This is a genomic window from Streptomyces sp. NPDC040622, assembly GCF_055593965.1.
This window is the reverse complement of sequence record NZ_JBVIXD010000015.1, coordinates 1603-21672: the sequence shown is the minus strand read 5'-3', so window position 1 is coordinate 21672 and position 20070 is coordinate 1603. Positions and strand designations below refer to the sequence as shown.

The window sequence follows — 20070 nt, the reverse complement described above, 5'->3', positions numbered from 1 at the left end:
CGGTCCCTCCCGACAGCCAGCGCCTTGAAGGCTTTGGCTGCTGGTAGGGGGCGTCGCCGTCGTTGTCCCGCCCCTCTCTCCGCACCGTGAACTTTGCCTCGCGCCCGGATCACATGAGGTTCTCGAGCCGCGGGGCAGGGCGAGGGGGCGTGCTGCCTCTGTTGTTTGAGGATGGAGCCCACCACGGTGTCCGGTCCGGCTCGTACTCCCGCGGAGCGGGATGCGGAAGGCCGGCTGGTGGGGCAGGCATCTTGAATGAAGGATTGAGTGAATGTTCGACCGGTGGGGTGTGTGGGATGTGCTTCCGGACAGCGGGCGGCGGCGTTGGCCGCTGGAACCGTTCGAGGGTGTGGGACCGCTGCGTTTCGGGATGCGGCCCGAGGAAGTCACCGCCGAGTTGGAGGGCCTCGTGCGCAACCCCCAGCGTCACACACGTGCGGCCCTGTCCCCGAGTCGGTACGGCACGGTCAAGGGGGAGTGCTGGGAGCTGGGGCTGACGTTCTACTACGGCCTGGAAGAGCGGCTTCGGGGAATAGCGGCCGACGCTCTGAAAGGACCTCAGATCTACGCGGACGGTGTCGCGTTGGTCGGCCGGACGCCCTCGGACCTCGAGCAGTGGATCGTCGACCGTGCCGGAATCCGCGAGCCCTTCTCTGAGCTGTTCTACGCGAACCTCGGTCAGCCCGGATCACGGAGCCTCGGCGTGGTGATCTGTGTCCAGCGGGCAGGCGACCGGCTGCTCACCGACCGGTGTTCCTCCCCGCACACGCCCTCGACGCACCGGTGAGCTTCCTCCCTTCCACGGCGTGGGCAACCCACTGACCGCACGGCGAGGTCAGGGTCAAGAGCGAGCGGGGACGTGACGCCTGATGCCTCAGGGCCGCGGCCACACCCTGGGCGCAGCACTCAACAATCGCCCGTTCTCCTTCGCCTTCCAGCTCCGCGGGCGCCTGAAGTCCTAACGGGCCAGGGGCTGGCACGCCCAGTTCATCCACCTCATGCTCATGGAAACTCACCGCGGGTACGGCGAGATCGAGCGGGCCGGTCTGAACGTCGCCCATCAGACCTCAGGCGGCGGATTCCCAGTCGGCGGGGTGGCCACGATGAGGCTCATGGCGAGGGCGTTGGCGAGTGCAGGCACAGCGAGCGGCCGGAGTGGTGATGGTCCGCTGCTCCTCGAAGAGATCAGTCGCGATGGTGCTCACGAAGGTTGCGGACTCTGGGCCGTGGCGTGTGCCAGATCGGCCAGTCGTTCCGCGTCTGAGGTGCCGGGTTCGGCCGACCAGAGCACGAGTTGCTGTTCTGGTGCACCGGCGTAGCGGAAGGTGTCCCAGTCGAGGGCGAGTTCGCCGACGAGGGAGTGGGTAATGCGTTTGCTGCCGAAGTCCTGGTGCGCGACGCGGTGCTCGGCCCACCAGACCCGGAATTGCTGATCGGCCACGGCCAACTCGCCCACAAGAGCTGTAAGGGCTGGATCGGTCGGATTCGTTCCGGCTTCCATCCGCAGGACCTCGACACATGTGCGGGCCACGTCTTCCCACTCCGGATAGATTTCGCGCATCACCGGGTCGGTGAAGACCATGCGGACGTAGTTGCGCTCGGACTCGGGCACAGCCGCGAAGTCGCACAGCAGCTGTGCTGCCAGTGGGTTCCACGCGAGGATGTCAAGGCGTGGGCCAAAAACGATGGCGGGGGTACTGGTGAGCTGGCCGAGCAACCGGGTCAGGTGCGGGTGCACTTTGGGGCGAGGGGACCGACGCGGTGTCTTGCGGTGCCCTCCCCGGGCAGCCTGGTCGACCAGCCCTTCCACGTACGTCCGCTGGTCGCCGTCCAGCCGCAGCCCCCGTGAGAGAGACTCAAGCACCGGCGGTGACGGTGCCAGTCGGCCCTGCTCGATGCGTACGTAGTAGTCGGTACTGATCGCGGCAAGCTCAGCCACCTCCTCGCGGCGCAGCCCCCGCACACGCCGCTGGGTGTGCGTGCGCTCGGGAAGCCCCACCTGCGCCGGTGTGAGCTCGCCACGGCGATGCTTGAGGAACTCACCAAGCTCACGAAGATGCGCGGAACCAGTCACTCCTCCAGCATGGCACCGGGGGAGAGGCTCTGCCTGGGAAAGATCCTTCCTAGGAAGCAACGCGACCTTCCTGCGCCGGACCGTCGGCCGGACAGTGGACACGGGCCCGCAGATCGTCGGCCCTCACGATCCCGCAGGAGCAGAAAATGAGGACTGACGTCCGCTTCCCGACCAACGGCCTGCAGCTCGCCGGCCACCTCTACCTCCCCGACGGCATGGACGGCCCGCTCGCCGCGATCGTCGTCGGCCACCCCACGACCGGAGTCAAGGAGCAGGCACCGGCGGCGTACGCCACACTCCTGGTCAGGGAAGGGTTCGCCGTCCTGACCTTCGACGCCGCTTTCCAAGGCGAGTCCGAGGGCATGCCGCGCGGCTTGGAGGATCCCTTCCAGCGCGCCGAGGACTTCCGCGCGGCAGTCTCCTACCTCACCACCCGTCCTGAGGTCGACTCCGATCGTATCGGCGTGATGGGCGTGTGCGGCTCCGGCGCCTACGTGCCCTACGCCGCCCAGACCGACCACCGGATGAAGGCTGTGGCCGGCGTGTCCGGGACCGACGTCCCCAGCTTCTTCCGCGACGCTGACCCCGAGGGCTGGCAGCAGATGGTGGCGAACGCCGGAAACCTTCGCAGCGCCGAGGCCGCCGGCGAGCCCGCGGCAACGTTTGCCGTGCTGCCGGAGAAGGCCGATGCCGAGACCCCCGCCCCGACGGCCGAGTTCGTCGACTACTACAAGACGCCCCGCGGCAGGCACCCGCGCTCCACGGGTGACATGGTTGTGCGCAGCGCGGACCTTCTCGACCAGTTCGATTCCTTCGGCGACGTCGCCAAGATCGCGCCTCGTCCGCTGCTCATGATTGCCGGCACCGAGGCGGTGACTCGCGGGTTCTCGGAGAAGGCCGTCGCCGACAGCCCCGGCAACGCCGAGCTGTTCCTCGTCGACGGCGCCACCCACGTCGATCTGTACGACCGCGACCAGTACGTGACTCCCGCCGTCGCCAAGCTGGTCGCGTTCTTCAGCAAGCACCTCGCCTGAGCCGGCAAGCGTGAGCCGCCCTTCAGCGAACGCCACGTCCGCGCTGCGGGTAGAACCCTGGTCAGGGTGGGAGGTGCCCGGCGAAGGATGGGCTCCCAAGCGTCGCGAAGGTGCTGGTCGCAGCCACTCTCCGACAGCCGCGACCAGCACGAGCGCCTCATAGCGGACGGCGAGCTTGTCGTATCTCGTGGCGACCGCGCGATGTCTCTTGAGGCGGTTGATCCCGCACTCGACAGCATGGCGCTCGCGGTAGTCGGCCGGTTCGAAACGCGGCGGCCGACCACTGCGGGAGCCGAGCTTCTGGCGGTTGCGTGCCTGGTCGGCTTGGTCGGCCTGGTCGGGAATGGTGCATCGGATCCCTCTCCGGCGCAGGTGGGCGCGGTTCCTGCGGGAGGCATGAGCTCTGTCGGTCCGGACACGGTCAGGGCGGACGCGTGGCCGACCCGGCCCGACGCGGGGCACGCGGACCTTTCCCCGCACGAGTTCGAACTGCGGCGAGTCGCCGCGCTGCCCGGCCGTCACCACGATCGACATGGGCTTCTGGCCCTGTTCGACCGCCAGGTGCAGCTTGGTGGTGAATCCGCCGCGCGAGCGCCCCAGTCCGTGATCATTCGGCTCGGCCGATCAAGAGTCACTTTCGATACATGGCCTGGACCGCCTCTCCAGCACTCGGACGGATTCGATCGTACGAGTCAAGGGTGAGGGTCACTCGTTCGGCCGGTCAGAGGCCTTCCGCGCTGCCAGACTCCCGGAAGGGAACACGCCGGTGGGGCGTGGGCAAGGCAGGGCGGGCGTGACCGAGCGCGGTTCGGCCGGTCGTGCCGCTCCGGACGGGGCGGGGCCGGGCGTGACGGACCACGGCGTGCCGCACTCACGTGTGGTGACGGAGGACCGACTGATCGGGCGACAGTTTCTTGGCGGACCCGGTGGGGAGCGGCGGGACGAGGGGGTGACGCGAGCGGGGCCGCGGCACGTGGCCTGCGTGATGGACGGCAACGGCCGCTGGGCGCAGCGGCATTCGCTTCCGCGTACGGCGGGTCACCGGGCCGCGGAGGCCACCGTCATCGATGTCATCGAGGCGGCCCGGGCCGCCGGCGTGGAGTGGCTCAGCCTGTACGCCTTCTCCACCGAGAACTGGAACCGTCCTGGCATCGAGGTCGATTTCCTGATGCGTCTGGTGCGCCGAGTCGTGCGCAAGCATGCAGCGCTGCTGCTCGCCCGGGGTATCCGCTGTCGCTTCCTCGGGGTAGCCGACCCGCGCATTCCCCGTGAACTGGCCCAGGACTTTGACGACTTGGCGGTGTTGACCGCCGAGAACCGGGGGATGACGCTGACCGTCGCCTTCGACCACGGCGGGCGTCGGGACATCGTCGAGGCCGCGAGGTCGCTGATCCGCAGCGGGACGCCCGCCGACGACGTGACCGAGCGGCTCTTCGCGGACCACCTGCCCTTCCCCGACACCCCCGATGTGGATCTGGTCATCCGCACCTCTGGTGAGCAGCGCATCTCCAACTTCATGCTCTGGCAGGTCGCCTATGCCGAGTGGGTCTTCCCCGAGATGCTCTGGCCGGACTTCCGGGCTCCCGATTTCCTTGCCTGCCTGCACACCTACCGGCGTCGCGACCGCCGCTTCGGCGGCGTGCCCGCCCGGACGAACGGAGACCCGTCATGACCACCGACACCACGGGAACGGCCGATGAGGCCTTCCTGTTCGGACCGAAATCACAGTTCAACGCCTTCTTCGACGACCCGCGCTGGGCCCTGGCCATTATCCGCGCCACCGTGTTGGAGGCCGCTCACCCGCAGGTCGGCGCCGCCCTCCTCGACAACTCCACCTTCGTTGCTCACCCCTGGCGCCGACTGCGCAACACCTTCCTCAGCATGCGTCGCATGTTCGACGCCGATCCTGCGGTACGCGAACGGGAGGCCGCCCGACTCAACCGGCTGCACGCCCGCATGAGCGGCTCCGACCTCCGCGGCCGTGCCTACGACGCGATGGACCGCGCGACCCGGGCCTGGGTGGTCGCCACACTCTTTGAGAGCGCCGTCACCATGTGCCGGCTGAGCGGCCAGCCGCTCGACCAGGACACGATGGAGCGGATGTACGTCGAGTACCGCCAGTTCCTTGCCGCGCTCGACGGTGACGCCACGGAACTCCCCGAGGACCTGAACGACTTCTGGCAGTACTTCGACCGGGTCGTCGAGAACGAGCTGGAGAACACCGAGGCGGCCCGCGTCATCCTCTACCGGCTCTTCGACCACCTGCCCGCCCCGGCGCTGCTCGACGGCGCACCGACACTGTGGGCGGCCGGCCGCGCGGTCGTCGGTCCGCTCATCGGCGCGATCACCGTCGCCTCGCTCCCCGAGGCCTACCGGCGCCGGGCCGGCCTGCCCGAGATGCCCGGCGCCCCGACCCTCATGCAGGGCGCCTACCTGGCCGCCGGGCTCACCCGATTCCTGCCCGACGGCTGGATCAATCCCGAAACCATCATCGAAGCCATCTCCCTCCCGCCCGACAGCGACGACCCTCGCGCCCGCACCGCAACCGCCCTGCGCGCCCGCATGAAGAGGGCATCGGCCCTGCTCCGCCTCCTCACACCACTGAGCGGCGACACTCACCCCGGCCCGGCCCCTTCGGCGCGCACAGAAGAGAACCGACGCTCGGCGGAAGAGTTCTTCCGCCGAGTGCTGGACCAGACAGGCGACGGCCACACCGACTGGCCCGACCTCGCCGCCATGGCACGCGAGCTCTCCACCCGTCTCGACCTGGACGAACCCGAGGAGACACGGCTCTACGACGCCTTCGCGGCATGGTGGCGCGAACTCCAGGCCGCCCTCGACACGGACGGCGACGGCCGCGTCAGCGCCGAGGAGTACGCCATCGCCGTACCCTCCCTCGCCGGACCCGCGCTCATCCGTGTCGCAGAGGTCCTCTTCGACGCCACTGACAAGGACGGCAAGGGAAGCATCGACGCGGACGAGTACCGAACCCTCTTCCGCACCGCCTTCCACCGCGACCTCACCACCACCGACGGCGCCCATGGCAGAAGCGCCTTCGTGGGCGACTTCCTCTCTTTCATGGCGGGCCGCCGCACGGGCACCCCGTACGACCCCCTCCTCGCCGACGCCTGACGAGATCGGGCAGCAGCCTAGGGGTGTGGAGGGCCGGCGATCGCCTTGCCGTTCGGGGGAGGGCGAGGGCAGCTTCGGCGCGTTCGTGTAAGGCGGGACCGCCGACGACTCCCTTGCCTTCGCGGAACCCCTCCACTCGTCCGTCAGACGACCGCCCTGCACGCGCAGCAAGTGTCCTCGGCTGACGGCTCGGTCGTGGCCTTCACATGTCGGCTGCGGACCAGTGGGGTGGGTGCAGGGAGCGGAGCCGGTCAGCGATGTCGTACGCGGTGAGGGCGTCGTCGGTGTCTGGGCGGAAGCTTGGATGCAGGCGATGGTCACGCTGTACTCGTAGTGCGCGTTGGGGGCGGGGCAGCGGTCGCAGCAGCACGATCTGCTCGAGGAGGGCGGGGTCCCGCCAGTAGGCGTCTGATAGTCGCGTACGCCGAGCGTGCCGGCTGGGGCGGGGGCGTCGTCGGGGAACGCGGTGTCGACGGTGTCGGGCTCGGCTAGTGGTGCGGCCGATTGCAGAGGAAGCATCCGTCCCAGAGGGGGAGCGCGCTGAGGACGCGGTGGCGCACGCACGAGGCCCTTGCGGCCTCGTCCGGGCCGGGGAAGCCGCGTGCGGCGCTGCTGTCGGCGGGCGGGGTGCAGGACTCCACCATGGCCGTGAAGCGGTGCAGGTAGTCATGCACGCGGGGCGGGTGGTAGCCCAGCTCGGCCCAGCGATGTCCGCTCCCCGCAAGCGCCGTGGCACGCAGCACGAAGTCCTTCGCACGGGCGCGTTCCCGCTCCGACGCACCCCAGTCGAACTCCGCCAGGTCGAACCCCACGGCACCGCGCCCCATGACGTCCTGGTCCTGCAGGGTCAGCAGCGCCGCGAAGCGGAAGTCCCAGTCCTCGGAGGCGAGACCGGACACGGCCAGCATCAGCACGTCGATGAACACCGCCGTGGCGCCATTGGACAGGTCCAGGTCGTGTCCACCACCGGAGAATATGTTGCTCACCGACCTATGATGCGATCCCGGCCCTCCACCTGCTTGGAGAAGACGCATGACGGATGTGAGTACCGGCAAAGTGGTCGTGAACAGGGTGATGTCCCTCGATGGGTTCATCGCCGGTCCCGGCCACACGATGGACTGGGTCTTCGAACACATGACATCGGCGACGTTTCCGGAGGTCATGGCGGCCACGGGCGCCATGCTCATCGGCCGGGGTACGCACGAGGTCGGCAAGCGCATGCCCGACGAGAACACCGACTACGACGGTGGGGCGCTGTTCGTCCTCACCCACCGCCCGCCCGACGAGCCGGAACCCAACGTCACCTTCCTCACCTGCGACATCGAGGAAGCCGTGGCCACGGCACGCCGTGCCGCCGGCGACAAGAACCTGGAGATCCTCGGCGCCGACGTGGCCGCACAGTGCCTGCAGCGCGGCCTCGTCGACGAAATCCTGGTGTACGTGCTGCCGGTGCTGCTCGGCGATGGCGTCCGCTTCGCGCCGCCGGGCCTCGGCCGGATCGACCTGGAACCGTTCAGCAACGTCCAGTCGGGCGGGGTCACCATGCTGCGCTTCCACGTGCGCAAGTAGACAGGTCCGGCCCGCGCCGGAACAGCACTGAGACACGCGAGTGACGTCAGGCGGTCCGGCTGACGTCGTCGAAGTCGGTGGAGGCCGACAGCTCGGCCCATGCCAGCATGTCGCGCTCGAAGGCGTCGCGTCCGGCCCGCACGAGCCGCAGTGCGTCGGGGCCGAGCAGCAGGCGCGCCGGCGGCCGGTCGGCCGCCACCATGCGCAGCACCGCGGCCGCGGCCTTGTCCGGGTCGCCCGGCTGGTGTCCGTTGCCCCGAGTGCGGCGGGCGCGCAGCGGTTCGAACAGCTCGTCGTAGTCGGCGATCGCACGGGGCGCCCGAACCATCGAGCGGCCGGCCCAGTCGGTCCGGAAACTGCCCGGCTCGACAGCGGTGACATGGATGCCGAGATCGGCGACCTCCTTGCCGAGCGTCTCGAGGATGCCCTCCACCGCGAACTTGCTGCCGTGGTAGAAGCTGAGGCCCGGCATGGTGATCAGCCCGCCCATCGAGGTGACGGCGATGATGTGGCCCGAACGGCGCTTCCGCATGTGGGGCAGCACGGCCTTGATCACCGCCACGGTTCCGTAGACGTTCACCTCGAACTGACGGCGGAGGTCGTCCATCGACGACTCCTCGAAGAGGCCGTCATGGCCGTACCCGGCGTTGGCGACGAGCACGTCGACCGGTCCCAGGTCACGCTCGGTCTCCTCCACGACCCTGTCCACCGCGTCGTGGTCGGTCACGTCCAGGATGCGGGCGTGCACGTCGCCGGGGAGTGCCTCAAAGGCCCGTGCGGCGGCGGGTGTTCGTACCGTGCCCACCACCCGGTGGCCCGCGGCCGACGCCGTGCGGGCGAGTGCGCGGCCCAGGCCGGTGCTGACGCCGGTGATCAAGAATGTGTTCAGGATTGTCTTGGTGTCGGACACAGGAGTTCTCCTTCGTACGGTGCGGACAGAGGCCGGCCGGTGCGGCTGCGCCCCGGGCCGGTCTCGACACGTTCCACTTCAGCACCGGAACAGGCCGCTGACCGGCTTCCGGGGGGTCTGCTTCGCCCCGGGGACCGCCGGACCGGGGGACTGCCAGTCCCCCCTTCGCCGGCCAATGCGGGGATCGTGGGCCTTATCGTGAACGGCATGGACCGCAACACAGCTCTCGGTGAGTTCCTGCGCTCCCGGCGCGCACGGATCACCCCGCGCCAGGCGGGCCTGTCCGACGACGGCGGCTCCCGGCGAGTGCCGGGGCTGCGCCGCGAAGAGATCGCGCAACTGGCGGGCGTGAGCGTCGACTACTACGTACGCCTGGAACGCGGACGCCGGCTGAACGTCTCCGAGACCGTGCTGGACGCCATCTCCCGCGCGCTCCGCCTGGACACCGTCGAACGCACCCATCTGTTCCAGCTCGCCAAGCCCGCCGCGGACAGGCCCCGGCGGACGGCGACACGTCCGCAGCCGGTCCGCCCGGGCCTGCGCGACCTGCTCCGAATCCTTGAGCACACCCCCGCCCTTGTGCTGGGTCGGCGCCTGGACGTACTGGCGTCCAACCACATGGCACGTGCCCTGCTCACCGACTTCGACGCGCTGCCGCACCGCGAGCGGAACCTGGTGCGGTTCATGTTCCGCGACGAGGGCGCCCGCTCGCTGTACACCCACTGGGAAACCCATGCCCGGGACATCGTCGCCTCGCTCAGGCGCGATGCCGGACGCCATCCCCACGACCCGCTCCTGGCCGAACTCGTCGGCGAACTCTCCATCACGGATGAGGACTTCCGCGGCTGGTGGGCCGACCAGGACGTGCATCGGCACACGCACGGCAGCAAGCACTTCCAGCACCCGGTCGTCGGCCCGCTCACCCTCAACTACGAGTCCCTCACCCTGCCCGCCGACCCGGACCAGCGGCTGAGCGTCTACACCGCCGAGGAAGGCTCCAGCTCCGAAGAGGCACTTCGGCTACTGGCCGCGTGGATAGAGCCGCGGAGTTCGAGAAGTTCCTGATCCGGGCCGACAAGGAGGTGCCCGCCCATCCACCAGATGGAGCGGTGGTTCGGCCAAGACGCCATGCCCTTCATCTCAACCAAGTCAGCCCAAGAGAGCCTCGCCCCCTCGCCCCCGCTTGCCCGCTGCTGCCGACGGAGCTCCGGCGCAGGACCCTGGGCCGCGCTCAGGTGGTGGGCACGGTGGTGGTCATCCAGTGGGTGAAGGCGGCGTAGCGTGCGGCCGATTCGGCGGCCCCGTCGGCGTGCTCGACCGCGGCGGAGTGCTCGCGCACCTGCTCGAACCGGGAACGTCGGGCGCTCTCGTAGCGGGCGAGGGCGGTGGCTGTGTCGGACCCGCCCGCCAGTTCGGCGCGCAGCACTCCGACGTCCTCGATGCCCAGGCTGCCGCCCGCCGCGATGTGCGGGGACAGGCCATGCGCGGCGTCCCCGATGAGCGCGACCCGGTCGCTGGTCCAGCGTGGCAGCTCGGGGACGAGCATGATCTGGTTCTCCAGGATGGACTCCTCCGGCGTCGTGGCGATCATCTCCAGAAGGTCGTCGTGCCAACCGGACTCGGCCACGTTGCGGGCCCGACGCAGGGCCCGGTCTCTCTTGCCGCCGACCAGTTCACCGGCGTCGAACTGGCCGACCCACCACATGGTCTGGCCCTGCGCGACCCGCGTGTAGCCGCCTCGGGTCCGCGCGGAGCCGATCGTGACGAACGTGCCCTCCGGCCGTTCGCCCCCGGAGGGCACCACGGCCCGCCAGGCGTAGTTGCCTGCATGCGCGACCGCCGCACTGCCGGGCACCAGGGCGGCGCGCACGTCGGAGTGCACACCGTCCGCTCCGATCAGCAGATCCGCCCGCAGTGGCGCACCGTCGGCGATGTGCACTTCCACGTGTGTGTCGTGTTCGGTGAAGCCGGTGACGTGTGTTCCCAGGCGGACCCGGTCCCTGCCGAGGGTGTCGGCGAGGAGGTTGTTCAGGTGCGGCCTCGGCACCATCAGGAACTGGTGGGCGGCCGGGTCGTAGCCGGCCGTGCGTATCGGGTGTCCGGCGGCGTCGAAGAACCGGGCGTCGACGGTCTTGCCCATGCGCCGGACGTCGTCACCGACGCCGAGGGTGTCCAACTCCCGCAGCGCGTTGAGCCAGAGACCGATGCCGGCCCCGGCAGCCCGCACCTGCGGGGCGTGTTCCAGCACGATGACCTCGTGCCCTGTCTGCCGCAGCGAAGCCGCGGCGGTGAGCCCCACCAGGCCCGCTCCCACGATCACGGTGCGCATCGTTCCTCCTCCTGCCGTCCGGTGTGGCGGTGGGACCAGCCGACGACGGAAGACGGCGAACCCGGTGCAGGACCGTCGGACTCGGCGAGCCTCGCGCTCTTCATGCGACAACGGTAACACTAACCGTTAGTCTTTAAGGGTCAATCCATTTTGCTATCAGTTAGTGTTTGGCTCGGCGCGGTTCGAACCTGGGGAGCGGCAGGGTTCGTCGGTCATGCCTGGGTCATGGGTACATGCGCTGTGCGCGCGTCCGGCCCGGCGTGGTCGGAAAAAGGAATGGCCTGGTGGTGCGGAAGGCGTGTAGCGTTGACGGTGGTCTTGTTGTCGCCGATTGAGGTGGATTTTGCGCATCTGAGGTTCGTGCCCCTGCTGCCAGCACGGTGTCCCCGTGCTGCCCCGCCGCGCTCGGCCATGCCGACGGTGGCGGTTGTGCATGCGACCTCTGCGCTTCTCCCCGGCCCCTCCTCGATGCCGGGTGATGCCCTCTGTGTCCGAGCCCGCATTCCTGCCGGGTGTGTCGCACTCCCGCCTGTCGTCGCGATGCCGAGCGCGTGCTTCCCTCGCACTCTTGTCACCGCAGGTGACCGACCTCTTCCGGTAGGCGACCCCATGACCGCAACCCTCACCGCCAAGAATCTCGCCGCGGGCCGCGGCGACCTTCCCCTGTTCACCGGCCTCGACTTGGTCGTGCCGCCAGGGGAGGTGATCGGGCTCGTCGGGGCCAACGGGGCGGGCAAGTCCACCCTGCTCCGGGTCCTGGCCGGACTCGACCGACCGGAGGACGGCCACGTCCACGTGGCCCCGGCCGGCGCGACCGTCGGGTATCTGCCCCAGGAACCGGACCGTCTCCCGGAGGAGAGCGTGTACGGCTTCCTCGCGCGCCGTACCGGTGTCGCCGCCGCCCAGCGTGCCCTGGACGCCGCCTCCCAGGCCCTGGCCGACGGCGTCGCCGGGGCCGACGAGGCCTACGACACGAGTCTGGAGCGCTGGCTGAGCCTGGGCGGTGCTGACATGGAGGAGCGCGCCGAGCACGTCGCCGCCACGCTCGGTCTGGGCATTCGCCTGGAGCAGGACATGACGTCACTGTCGGGCGGGCAGGCCGCCCGCGCGCAACTGGCCTCGCTGTTGCTGTCGCGCTTCGACGTCTTCCTGCTCGACGAGCCCACCAACGACCTGGACCTGGCCGGGCTGGAACAGCTGGAGCAGTTCGTGCACGGACTGCGCGCGGGCGCCGTCGTGGTCAGCCATGACCGCGAGTTCCTCAGTCGAACCGTCACCCAGGTCCTCGAACTCGACCGCGCCCAGCAACAGGTGCGCCACTTCGGTGGCGGCTACGCCGCCTACGTGGAGGAAGCGGAACGCGCCCGACGCCAGGCCCGCGAGCAGTACGAGGAGTACGCCGAGCGCAAGGCCGCCTTGCAGGACCGGGCGAACATGCACCGTTCCTGGGCCGAGAAAGGGGTGCGCACCGCTCAGCGCCGCGGCCGGGACAACAACAAGTTCGCCCGCAGCGGCCGGATGGAGAACAGCGAGAACCTGGCAGCCAAGGCCAAACAGGCCGAACGGCTCATCGAGCGGCTGGAGGAGGTGGAGGAGCCGCGCAAGGAGTGGCAGCTGCGTATGAACATCGCCGCCGCGCCCCGCTCCGGGGCGGTCGTGGCCACGCTGGGCGAAGCCACCATCCGGCGCGGCGAGTTCACGCTCGGGCCCCTCTCGTTGCAGATCGACTGGGCCGACCGCGTCGCGATCACCGGCGCGAACGGCTCGGGGAAGTCGACGCTGCTGGGTGCCCTCCTCGGTCGTATCCCGCTCACCGCAGGCCGACAGGCGCTCGGCTCCGGGGTGGTCATCGGCGAGATCGACCAGGCCCGGGCGCTGTTCCACGGAGCCGAATCGCTCCTCGACACCTTCCGGGCCGCCGTCCGTCAGGCGGAGCCCGCCGACGTCCGCACCCTGCTGGCGAAGTTCGGCCTGGGCGCCGACCATGTCCTGCGACCGGCAACCTCTCTGTCCCCGGGCGAGCGGACCCGTGCCGCGCTCGCGCTGCTACAGGGCCGGGGAGTGAACCTGCTGGTGCTGGACGAGCCCACCAACCACCTCGACCTGGCGGCCATCGAACAGCTCGAAGCCGCCCTGGATTCCTACACCGGCACCCTGCTCCTGGTCACCCACGACCGAAGGCTGGTGAATGCTGTGCGCGTCACCCGACGACTGGAAGTGGACGACGGCGCAGTCACCGACACTTCGGTGTGACCCGCGCAGGGGTGGCCAGCAGGCACTCGTGCTGACACCCGTGGGCCCCGCCGAACCGGCGATCGCCGGCTCGCGGCCCACCTCACCCATGATCCCGGGCATCCCCATGGGCATATCCTCGGGCCCGACCTCGCCCAGGAGAGCTGGTGACAGGGGGCATGTAAGCGGTGGGGCTCATCCGAACCTATGGGGAGCCGGTCTTCAGGCAGGGTGGCGCGGGGCTGGGCAGATCTGGCTCCGTACGTGGAACCGGCCGGCGACCGGCTCCGTCGTCAGGCAGAGGTCCACCTCCACCGGCCCGGCGAAGGTGTATCCCTGCTCGGCGGCGTGCCGGTGCACCTCATGTGCCAGATAGTGCCCCAACTCGACGCTCCTGGGCGCCAGTTGTGTATGGCTCTGGGGCGGCAGCTCCACGGTGAAGGCGTTGGGGGCCACCGTTCGGCCGCGTTCCAGGATGAGAGCCCGCTCGTCGCACTCGCGGCAGAGTATGGACACGACTGCCCCGCGCTGCTGCCGGGGCGGCCGGACGCTGTCCCAGAGGGACGCCATCCACTGTTCCATCGTGTCCTCGAAGGAAGTGAGCTTCTTCATCCCCGGCGTCTGCCCGCTGGCCCAGGCGGGACACTCACCCATAAGAGGGGCGTCGGTTTCCAGCAGGGGTTCGCCCGCCGCACCGCTCCTCGGCTACGGCGCCAGCGCGACTCCGCCGGCATCCGCCGGTGGTGGGCCCGCCACTTGTCCGGTGATCGAGAAGATCTGCGAGCTGCTCATGGCTGACAAGGGATCCACGTCAGGTCGACCGCCACCCAGGGCAGGGCCCCGACGCTTCGTGAGCCCGGCGATCCAGGTCCTGATCCCGATCCAGGTCCAGGTCCAGGTCCAGGTCCTGGAAGCCTGACTGCCGCACGCGCCTCTGCCGCCGGCACCACGCCTGGCATCCACGGCATCGGGAAAGGCCTGACCACAGGCGGCCCACGGTCAGTTTTCGCAGAACTCCGCGTCGAGAACCGCTTCGAAGTCGCCCGTCCAGTCACCGTTGAAGTTGAACGCCAGTGAGTGGTCGGCGTCGCGGGTCGTCGCCGCGACGGCCACCGTCCCGTGGAAACTGCCGCCGTGCGCCCAGACCTCCTTGCCGCAGGTCAGCTTGAACGGGCGGAGGGCGAGACCGTAGCGGAGATCCGGATTCCCCTCGACCATCGGGACCGTCGTCAGCATCTCGTCCAACTGCTTCTTCGGCAGCAGCTCGCCGCCCAGCAGTGCCGTGAAGAAGCGGTTCAGATCCGCGGAGTCGGAGATCATTTCCCCTGCCGCGCCCGCGACGGACGGGTTGTACGTGGTGATGTCATAGGTCCTCTTCCCCTCCGCGTCCTGAAACTTCGTATAGGCCCGGCTGCTCGGCCGCGGCAGACGTGAGTCGGTACCGGGCACGCTCGTGGCGCTCAGACCGAGCGGCTCGATGATGCGTCGGCGGATCTCGTGCCCGTACGTGTGGCCGGTGACCTTTTTGATGATCATTCCGGCCACGATGTAGTTGGTGTCGGAGTAGTTCCAGCCCTTGCCCGGCTCGAAGGCCGGCTTGTCACGCATGGCGACGCGCACCTGCTGCTCCGGGGTCCAGGTCTCGTAGCGGTGCTTGAGGAACTGCTCGCTGAACACGGTTCGTTGGATCTCCGGATCCACGATCCAGTTGCGGATGCCGCTCGTGTGGTTGAGGAGTTGGCGTACGGTGATCGCGCTGCCGTCGTGGCCGTGGCCCTGGACGACCCCGGGCAGCCACTGCTCGACGGTGTCGTCGAGCCCGATCTCCCCCTCCGCCTCCAGTTGGAGCAGCACGGTCGAGATGAAGGTCTTGCTGACACTGGCGACGCGGTAGCGGTCCTGGGTGCCGCGCGGCTTCCCGGTCTTCAGGTTTCCGACGCCCGAAGTGCCGTTCCAGGTCCCGTACGTGTCCACCGCCTGGCCGGTCACCCCGGGCACGCCCTCTCTCACGACGTCATCCATGGCCTGCTGGGTCGAGCGGTGGTGGTGTCTCTCGGGGGAGGCGGTCGGGGCGGGGTCCGCCGCGGCGGGGGCTGTGAGCGACGCTGCCGCGATGGCCGCTACCGCAACGGCACCCGTCGCGCCGAATCTCTTCGTGCGGTTCGTCATGTGGCTGTCCCTCTCGTCGATGGTGATCGAGGTGATCGACGGGTGGGACCGGGCGGTACACACGGAGGTTGATCGCCGTGAAGCTGGTTGAGCGACTTCAGGCCATTGACCGGATCCGTTCGCAGCGAGTTCGTCCACCCATGCGGGCGTCAAGTCGGGGAGAGGCGAGCGGAGTTGGGGGAGGGTGCCGCACGCTGCCCGCGCGCGGACGTACGTACAAGACAGGCGGACATACGTACAAGACAGGCCGTCGGCGGCCTCTGCATCATTCCCGCATGGGCACATACGACGTTGAGCGATCGCACGGAATGCACGTGGTCCACGAGGGTGCGCGGGACGCGCCACCCCTGCTGCTCGTCCATGGATCCGGTGCGACGGGCGGCTCCTGGAGTCCGATGGTCCCCGCGCTCGCCGAACACCATCGGACCATCCGGATCGACCTCCCCGGCTGTGGTCAGTCCCCGCCCGCACCGTCGTACGACGTGGCCGCGCAGGCGGATCGGGTGGCGGCGATGCTCGACGACCTCGGCCTCCGGCGGGTCGCGGCGGTCGGGCACTCCAGCGGCGGTTACGTCATCACCGCACTCGCCGAGCGGCGTCCCGACCTGGTGAGGTCGCTCGCGCTGATCAGTACGGGACCGAGCCTCGACGCGCTTCTTCCGCAACCAGCCGTCCTCCGGGCGCTGCTGGGCCCGCCACTCGGCCCGCTGCTCTGGTCGGTGCGCTCGGACGCGTGGATCCGCAAGGGGATCAGGGCGACGACCGTACGCCCGGTGGATGTCCCCGACGAACTGGTCGCCGGGGTACGGGGCATCACCTACCGGTCGTTCCGCACGATGACCCGCCGGTTCACCGAGTACGTCGCCGAGCGGAGCGTGCCCGAGCGTCTCGCCGCCCTTGAGGTCCCGGTGCTGGTGATCTTCGGCGCCGCCGACCCCCGCTGGGAGCCGTCGTCGGCGCAGCAGTACGACAGGGCGCCGAACGCCAGGGTCGAACTCCTGCCCGGCGTGGGCCACTTCCCCCTGCTCGAAGCGCCCGATGCGACGGGCGAGCTGCTGCTCGGCTTCACGGCGACGGACGACGCCGGCCTGCGCCAGGGCTCCGCTGAAGGCTAGGCTGGCCGCATGCCCTCGATCGGGACGCAGACCGGCACGCAGACCGGCACGCAGACCGGCACGCAGGCCGGGGCGCCGACCGGCACCCTCGACTGGACGTCGTGGGATGTCGCGGTCCCGCGTCCGGCAGATCGGGTTCCGGGTATCAGCATGGCTGGTTTTCGTCCACGCGTTCCGACGACCGCGGACATCGCGATGATCGCGCACCCCTCCGTCACCCTGGTCGTCGACCTCAGCGACGGAGAAGGCATGACCCATGAGGCCCAGGGCCGGCGCGGGCGCGGCAGCATCGTCGTCGGGCTCCTGCCGGGCGAGCTGCGGGCAAGTGGTCCGGTGGACGAGATCCTCCAGATCCGCCTTGAGCCGGTCGTGGCGGCAGCGTTGCTCGGGGCATCGGTCGATCTCTGCGGAGCGGTGGTGTCCCTGGAGGATGTCTGGGGCCGCGATGCCGAGCAGGCCGAGGACCGTCTGCGCGCCGCCGGGTCATGGGACGAACGGTTCACGACGGCGACGGACATCCTCACCCGGCGGCTGCGGGGGACGGGCCCGCGCCCACCGGTCGATCCGGAGGTCGCCCACATCTGGCGGCGGACACTCGGCAGTCGGGGACGGGTACGCGTCGACGGCCTGGCGGACGAGGTCGGCTGGAGCCGCAAACGCCTGTGGGCCCGCTTCAGGTCCCAGCTCGGCATCACGCCCAAACGCGCGGCCCGGCTGGTGCGCTTCGACCATGCCGCCCGCCTCCTCTCGGCGGGCCACACCGCCGTCGGCGCGGCCATCGCGAGCGGCTACGTCGACCAGCCCCATCTCCACCGTGACGTCAAGGAGTTCACCGGGCTCACGCCCACGGCGGTGGCTGCCGCCCCCTGGCTGGCGATCGACGAGGTCGCGTGGCCGGGTTCGTCGCCCGCCTTGCCCAGCGGCTGAACGCACGCACGTGAGACCACCGGCTGGTCGTGTCGAAGGGAAGGCGAGGTACAGGGGCCGGGTGTCGGGTGTCGGGTGTCGGTCCGTCATGTGCCCGCAAGAGTGCGCTGGAGACGCCCTGTGGCGTGGCGTGTCAGCCGGGTGATGGCTCCCTCGTGGGCCGTGAGTGAGCCGAATCGGTTGTAGTCGAGCTTGATGACGACGGTCCCTACGCGAACCAGGGTGGTGGCACTCAGCCCGTCGGCCTTGGTGCCTCCGTAGAGGCCTGCGCTCTCGTCGCCGAGTCGCGGCAAGGGCATCTTCTTGTCGGGCAACCCTGCCTTGAGCTCGTCGAACAGGTCCGTTGCGCGGGCGGTCGAGGGGCAGGCATAGATGCGGAACCAGGCGTTGAGGTAGCCCTCCTGCCTCGGCAGGTCCTTCGCGGGGTCGTTCTCGAACCACGACCCGTCCGGGTAGCAGCCCGTCTGCCGGTCGTCGGACTCCACGTGCTGTTCGTCGTCGTAGACCGTCCAGCCGTCCGCCAGACTCTCCTTGGTCGGCAGGGTGGCGTCGGCCTCCGCGGGCGTGAGTGTCCGCGTGCCCGGCGGCCCGCCGCTGTCGTCCCCGCTCGTGCCGTCCTGCGTCGCGGAGGGCCGTGGTGATGTGTCTTCGTCCTGCTGGGACCGGGTGGTGGTCGGGCTGTCGTCGGTGAAGGCCTGGACGCCGCCGTACGTGCCGAAGGCGATCAGGGCCAGCAGCAGTACGCCCGTGAAGGCGAGGACGACCCACGCTCGGGGCGTGTTGTTGATCGTCAGCGGTCCGAGCGAGATCGGGCTGCGCGAGACCCGGCTGCCCGTGATGGTCACCGTGTCGCTGTTGTGGGTGTTCGGCGCGTACAGGTGGAACGTGAGTTGGCGGTGCAGCTCCGGATCCGCCTCTATCTCTTCACGAAGAGCATTCGCGGCCTCCGCCTGCGCAGCCGTGTTCCCGTGGTCGACGTCCAGTCGGCGCAGCGCAGCGCGCCCCCGTTCCGTACCGGCGAGGCGGGAGCGGACCAAATCACCGACCGCGGTCCCGGCACCCTGCCCGACACCACCAGCCGCCCCCGTGGCCACGGCCGTGAGCACTCCCATCGCTCTCGCCGCGAGTTCAGCCGCTTCCATGCGTCCCCCTGACACAGACAGCTACAGCGGGCCCATCATGCTGCGCCTCGACTGTGTGTGCATGCCAAATAATGAGGGCGTGGCGCGATCCCGCCGTGAAGGCGTGGTGCTTCGGCCAGCTTATAAAGCTTGCCTTATATAAGTGGCTGCTGTCATGATGAGGTCGTGCACGCATTCGATGTGTTGAGCGATCCGGTCCGGCGTCGCATCCTGGAACTGCTGGCCGAAGGTGAACAGACCTCCGGGGCCGTGACTGCCGCGATCCGCGCGGAGTTCTCGATCTCCCAGCCCGCCGTGTCTCAGCACCTGCGCGTCCTGCGCGAGAGCGGCTTCACTTCCGTACGTGCGGAGGGTGCGCGCCGGCTGTACGCCGTCGACACGGCACCGCTGCGCGAGGTGGACGCCTGGCTCGAGCACTTCCGCGGCTTCTGGACGCAGCGTCTCGACGCGCTCGACACGGAACTCGCCCGGGGCAAGAGGGCCCGGCGGCAGGACAGCGGCACCCGGCAAGGGGGCGGTGACCACGGTGCGCGGGGACGCGCTGCCAGAGACGAGAACGAGGAGACTTCCGGTGGCTGACATCGCCAACCAGATCAACGCCATGCACCGCCAGGTGCGGGACACGGCGACCCCCAAGGGCACGGGCCGCAGCATCGTCATGCGTCGTACCTTCGACGCCGGCGTCGACGATGTCTGGGAGGCGTGCACCGACGCGGAGCGCCTCGGGCGCTGGTTCCTGCCCGTCACGGGCGACTTGAAGCTCGGCGGCCACTACCAGCTGGACGGCAACGCGGGCGGTGAGGTGCTGCGCTGCGAGCCACCGCGGCTGCTCCGGGTCAGCTGGATCTTCGGGGAACCCAAGGAGGGCGAGTTCAGCGAGGTCGAGGTGCGGCTGACGCCCGAAGGGGAGGAGCGCACCCTCTTCGAGCTGGAGCACGTGGCCATCGTGGACCCGACGTTCTGGAACACGTACGGTCCCGGTGCCACCGGCGTCGGCTGGGACCTGGGCCTGGTCAGCCTGTGGAAGTACCTCGCCGAGGGCGAAGCGTTCGACCGCGAGGCGACGCAGGCGTGGAGCGAGTCCGACGCGGCGCGACCGCTCCTGATCGCGAGCAGCGAGGCATGGGGAGAGGCCAACGCGGCCTACGGCACGCCTGCCGACACCGTCGAGGCGATGACGACGGCCACCACGAACTTCTACGCGCCGCCGTCCTCCGAGTGAGCCGGGGCCCTGCGCGGACGGGGTAGCGACGACACCGTCCTTGCCGGGGAGGGGCCGTTCACGTCGTACGGCTCGCGCCGTGTACCGCGCGGCCATCGCCGACAGGTGGAGGGGGGGGGGGGGGGGGGGGGGGGGGGGTGGGGGGAGCGGGGGGGGGGGGGGGGGGGGGGGGGGGGGGGTGGGGTGTGTTGTTGGTGTGCTTGGGTTGGATATGG

Annotated in this window: 20 protein-coding genes and 1 pseudogene; 13 read left to right on the top strand and 8 right to left on the bottom strand. The window is 69.6% G+C overall.

Annotated elements, in window-relative coordinates; genetic code table 11:
* Positions 1–349 precede the first annotated feature (349 nt).
* Positions 350–787 (top strand): hypothetical protein, encoded by a 438-nt coding sequence (locus ACZ592_RS34795; protein ID WP_471585707.1) that lies wholly within the window; start codon positions 350–352, stop codon positions 785–787.
* 414 nt (positions 788–1201) lie between these two features.
* Here ACZ592_RS34795 and ACZ592_RS34790 read toward each other — a convergent pair whose 3' ends face one another.
* Entirely contained in the window at positions 1202–2074 is an 873-nt protein-coding gene (locus ACZ592_RS34790; RefSeq protein WP_471585706.1) for a helix-turn-helix domain-containing protein, read from the bottom strand.
* Between the two features lie 146 nt (positions 2075–2220).
* On the opposite strand from ACZ592_RS34790, the gene ACZ592_RS34785 reads away from it, so the two are divergent.
* Entirely contained in the window at positions 2221–3108 is an 888-nt protein-coding gene (locus ACZ592_RS34785; RefSeq protein ID WP_471585705.1) for an alpha/beta hydrolase, read from the top strand.
* 120 nt (positions 3109–3228) lie between these two features.
* Here ACZ592_RS34785 and ACZ592_RS34780 read toward each other — a convergent pair.
* A pseudogene (locus ACZ592_RS34780) lies at positions 3229–3726 on the bottom strand (transposase); the annotation flags it as partial.
* A gap of 367 nt (positions 3727–4093) precedes the next feature.
* Between ACZ592_RS34780 and uppS the strand changes: the two are divergent.
* Together uppS and ACZ592_RS34770 are read left to right on the top strand one after the other, a co-directional pair.
* Positions 4094–4780, top strand: coding sequence for a polyprenyl diphosphate synthase (gene uppS / locus ACZ592_RS34775; RefSeq protein ID WP_471585821.1), 687 nt, complete (start codon positions 4094–4096; stop codon positions 4778–4780).
* Positions 4777–6240, top strand: coding sequence for an oxygenase MpaB family protein (locus ACZ592_RS34770; RefSeq protein ID WP_471585704.1), 1464 nt, complete (start codon positions 4777–4779; stop codon positions 6238–6240). Before uppS ends, ACZ592_RS34770 begins: the two co-directional genes overlap by 4 nt.
* A 488-nt stretch (positions 6241–6728) precedes the next feature.
* Here ACZ592_RS34770 and ACZ592_RS34765 read toward each other — a convergent pair whose 3' ends face one another.
* Positions 6729–7226, bottom strand: a complete 498-nt coding sequence (locus tag ACZ592_RS34765) for a hypothetical protein (protein WP_471585703.1) — start codon at positions 7224–7226, stop codon at positions 6729–6731.
* A 46-nt stretch (positions 7227–7272) separates the two neighbouring features.
* On the opposite strand from ACZ592_RS34765, the gene ACZ592_RS34760 reads away from it, so the two are divergent.
* Entirely contained in the window at positions 7273–7809 is a 537-nt protein-coding gene (locus ACZ592_RS34760; protein ID WP_471585702.1) for a dihydrofolate reductase family protein, read from the top strand.
* Between the two features lie 46 nt (positions 7810–7855).
* On the opposite strand, the gene ACZ592_RS34755 is transcribed toward ACZ592_RS34760, so the two are convergent.
* Complete coding sequence (locus ACZ592_RS34755) at positions 7856–8719, bottom strand: oxidoreductase (protein ID WP_471585701.1); 864 nt, start codon at positions 8717–8719, stop codon at positions 7856–7858.
* A gap of 207 nt (positions 8720–8926) precedes the next feature.
* Between ACZ592_RS34755 and ACZ592_RS34750 the strand changes: the two genes are divergently transcribed.
* The gene (locus tag ACZ592_RS34750) at positions 8927–9784 is read left to right on the top strand and encodes a helix-turn-helix domain-containing protein (RefSeq protein WP_471585700.1); all 858 of its coding nucleotides are present in this window, start codon (positions 8927–8929) and stop codon (positions 9782–9784) included.
* A gap of 166 nt (positions 9785–9950) precedes the next feature.
* Here the strand turns inward: ACZ592_RS34750 and ACZ592_RS34745 are convergent, their stop codons facing one another.
* The gene (locus ACZ592_RS34745) at positions 9951–11168 is read right to left on the bottom strand and encodes an FAD-dependent monooxygenase (protein ID WP_471585699.1); all 1218 of its coding nucleotides are present in this window, start codon (positions 11166–11168) and stop codon (positions 9951–9953) included.
* A 489-nt stretch (positions 11169–11657) separates the two neighbouring features.
* Here ACZ592_RS34745 and ACZ592_RS34740 point away from each other — a divergent pair, with 489 nt between their 5' ends.
* Positions 11658–13301, top strand: coding sequence for an ABC-F family ATP-binding cassette domain-containing protein (locus ACZ592_RS34740; protein WP_471585698.1), 1644 nt, complete (start codon positions 11658–11660; stop codon positions 13299–13301).
* A gap of 201 nt (positions 13302–13502) precedes the next feature.
* Here ACZ592_RS34740 and ACZ592_RS34735 read toward each other — a convergent pair whose 3' ends face one another.
* Positions 13503–13892: an FhaA domain-containing protein gene (locus tag ACZ592_RS34735; RefSeq protein ID WP_471585697.1), complete on the bottom strand. Its 390-nt coding sequence runs from the start codon at positions 13890–13892 to the stop codon at positions 13503–13505.
* Between the two features lie 151 nt (positions 13893–14043).
* Here ACZ592_RS34735 and ACZ592_RS34730 point away from each other — a divergent pair, with 151 nt between their 5' ends.
* A complete protein-coding gene (locus tag ACZ592_RS34730) occupies positions 14044–14199 on the top strand; it encodes a hypothetical protein (protein WP_471585696.1) in 156 nt (51 codons plus the stop codon).
* A gap of 80 nt (positions 14200–14279) precedes the next feature.
* On the opposite strand, the gene ACZ592_RS34725 is transcribed toward ACZ592_RS34730, so the two are convergent.
* Positions 14280–15449, bottom strand: coding sequence for a serine hydrolase domain-containing protein (locus ACZ592_RS34725; RefSeq protein WP_471585695.1), 1170 nt, complete (start codon positions 15447–15449; stop codon positions 14280–14282).
* Here ACZ592_RS34725 and ACZ592_RS34720 point away from each other — a divergent pair.
* The 3 genes from ACZ592_RS34720 to ACZ592_RS34710 all read left to right on the top strand — a co-directional run bounded on the left by ACZ592_RS34720 (position 15394) and on the right by ACZ592_RS34710 (position 17491).
* Entirely contained in the window at positions 15394–15540 is a 147-nt protein-coding gene (locus ACZ592_RS34720; RefSeq protein WP_471585827.1) for a hypothetical protein, read from the top strand. The two genes, ACZ592_RS34725 and ACZ592_RS34720, sit on opposite strands and share 56 nt — an antisense overlap.
* 184 nt (positions 15541–15724) lie before the next feature.
* The gene (locus tag ACZ592_RS34715; protein ID WP_471585694.1) at positions 15725–16564 is read left to right on the top strand and encodes an alpha/beta fold hydrolase; all 840 of its coding nucleotides are present in this window, start codon (positions 15725–15727) and stop codon (positions 16562–16564) included.
* Positions 16565–16573: 9 nt separating this feature from the next.
* Positions 16574–17491, top strand: a complete 918-nt coding sequence (locus tag ACZ592_RS34710; protein WP_471585693.1) for an AraC family transcriptional regulator — start codon at positions 16574–16576, stop codon at positions 17489–17491.
* 86 nt (positions 17492–17577) lie between these two features.
* Here ACZ592_RS34710 and ACZ592_RS34705 read toward each other — a convergent pair whose 3' ends face one another.
* Positions 17578–18633 (bottom strand): hypothetical protein, encoded by a 1056-nt coding sequence (locus ACZ592_RS34705; protein ID WP_471585692.1) that lies wholly within the window; start codon positions 18631–18633, stop codon positions 17578–17580.
* 165 nt (positions 18634–18798) lie between these two features.
* Here ACZ592_RS34705 and ACZ592_RS34700 point away from each other — a divergent pair, with 165 nt between their 5' ends.
* Positions 18799–19212, top strand: coding sequence for an ArsR/SmtB family transcription factor (locus ACZ592_RS34700; RefSeq protein WP_471585691.1), 414 nt, complete (start codon positions 18799–18801; stop codon positions 19210–19212).
* Positions 19205–19855 carry an SRPBCC family protein gene (locus tag ACZ592_RS34695; protein ID WP_471585690.1) on the top strand — a complete coding sequence of 217 codons (651 nt, stop codon included), beginning with the start codon at positions 19205–19207 and terminating at the stop codon, positions 19853–19855. The genes ACZ592_RS34700 and ACZ592_RS34695 overlap by 8 nt, the downstream gene beginning before the upstream one ends.
* Positions 19856–20070: the final 215 nt, after the last annotated feature.

Coding starts and splice junctions, on each gene's coding strand:
- ACZ592_RS34770 (WP_471585704.1), top strand. CDS start 4,777: ATGACCACCGACACCACGGGAACGGCCGATGAGGCCTTCCTGTTCGGA.
- uppS (WP_471585821.1), top strand. CDS start 4,094: ATGGACGGCAACGGCCGCTGGGCGCAGCGGCATTCGCTTCCGCGTACG.
- ACZ592_RS34750 (WP_471585700.1), top strand. CDS start 8,927: ATGGACCGCAACACAGCTCTCGGTGAGTTCCTGCGCTCCCGGCGCGCA.
- ACZ592_RS34740 (WP_471585698.1), top strand. CDS start 11,658: ATGACCGCAACCCTCACCGCCAAGAATCTCGCCGCGGGCCGCGGCGAC.
- ACZ592_RS34720 (WP_471585827.1), top strand. CDS start 15,394: ATGGCCGCTACCGCAACGGCACCCGTCGCGCCGAATCTCTTCGTGCGG.
- ACZ592_RS34710 (WP_471585693.1), top strand. CDS start 16,574: ATGCCCTCGATCGGGACGCAGACCGGCACGCAGACCGGCACGCAGACC.
- ACZ592_RS34785 (WP_471585705.1), top strand. CDS start 2,221: ATGAGGACTGACGTCCGCTTCCCGACCAACGGCCTGCAGCTCGCCGGC.
- ACZ592_RS34760 (WP_471585702.1), top strand. CDS start 7,273: ATGACGGATGTGAGTACCGGCAAAGTGGTCGTGAACAGGGTGATGTCC.
- ACZ592_RS34735 (WP_471585697.1), bottom strand. CDS start 13,892: ATGAAGAAGCTCACTTCCTTCGAGGACACGATGGAACAGTGGATGGCG.
- ACZ592_RS34705 (WP_471585692.1), bottom strand. CDS start 18,633: ATGGAAGCGGCTGAACTCGCGGCGAGAGCGATGGGAGTGCTCACGGCC.
- ACZ592_RS34725 (WP_471585695.1), bottom strand. CDS start 15,449: ATGACGAACCGCACGAAGAGATTCGGCGCGACGGGTGCCGTTGCGGTA.
- ACZ592_RS34715 (WP_471585694.1), top strand. CDS start 15,725: ATGGGCACATACGACGTTGAGCGATCGCACGGAATGCACGTGGTCCAC.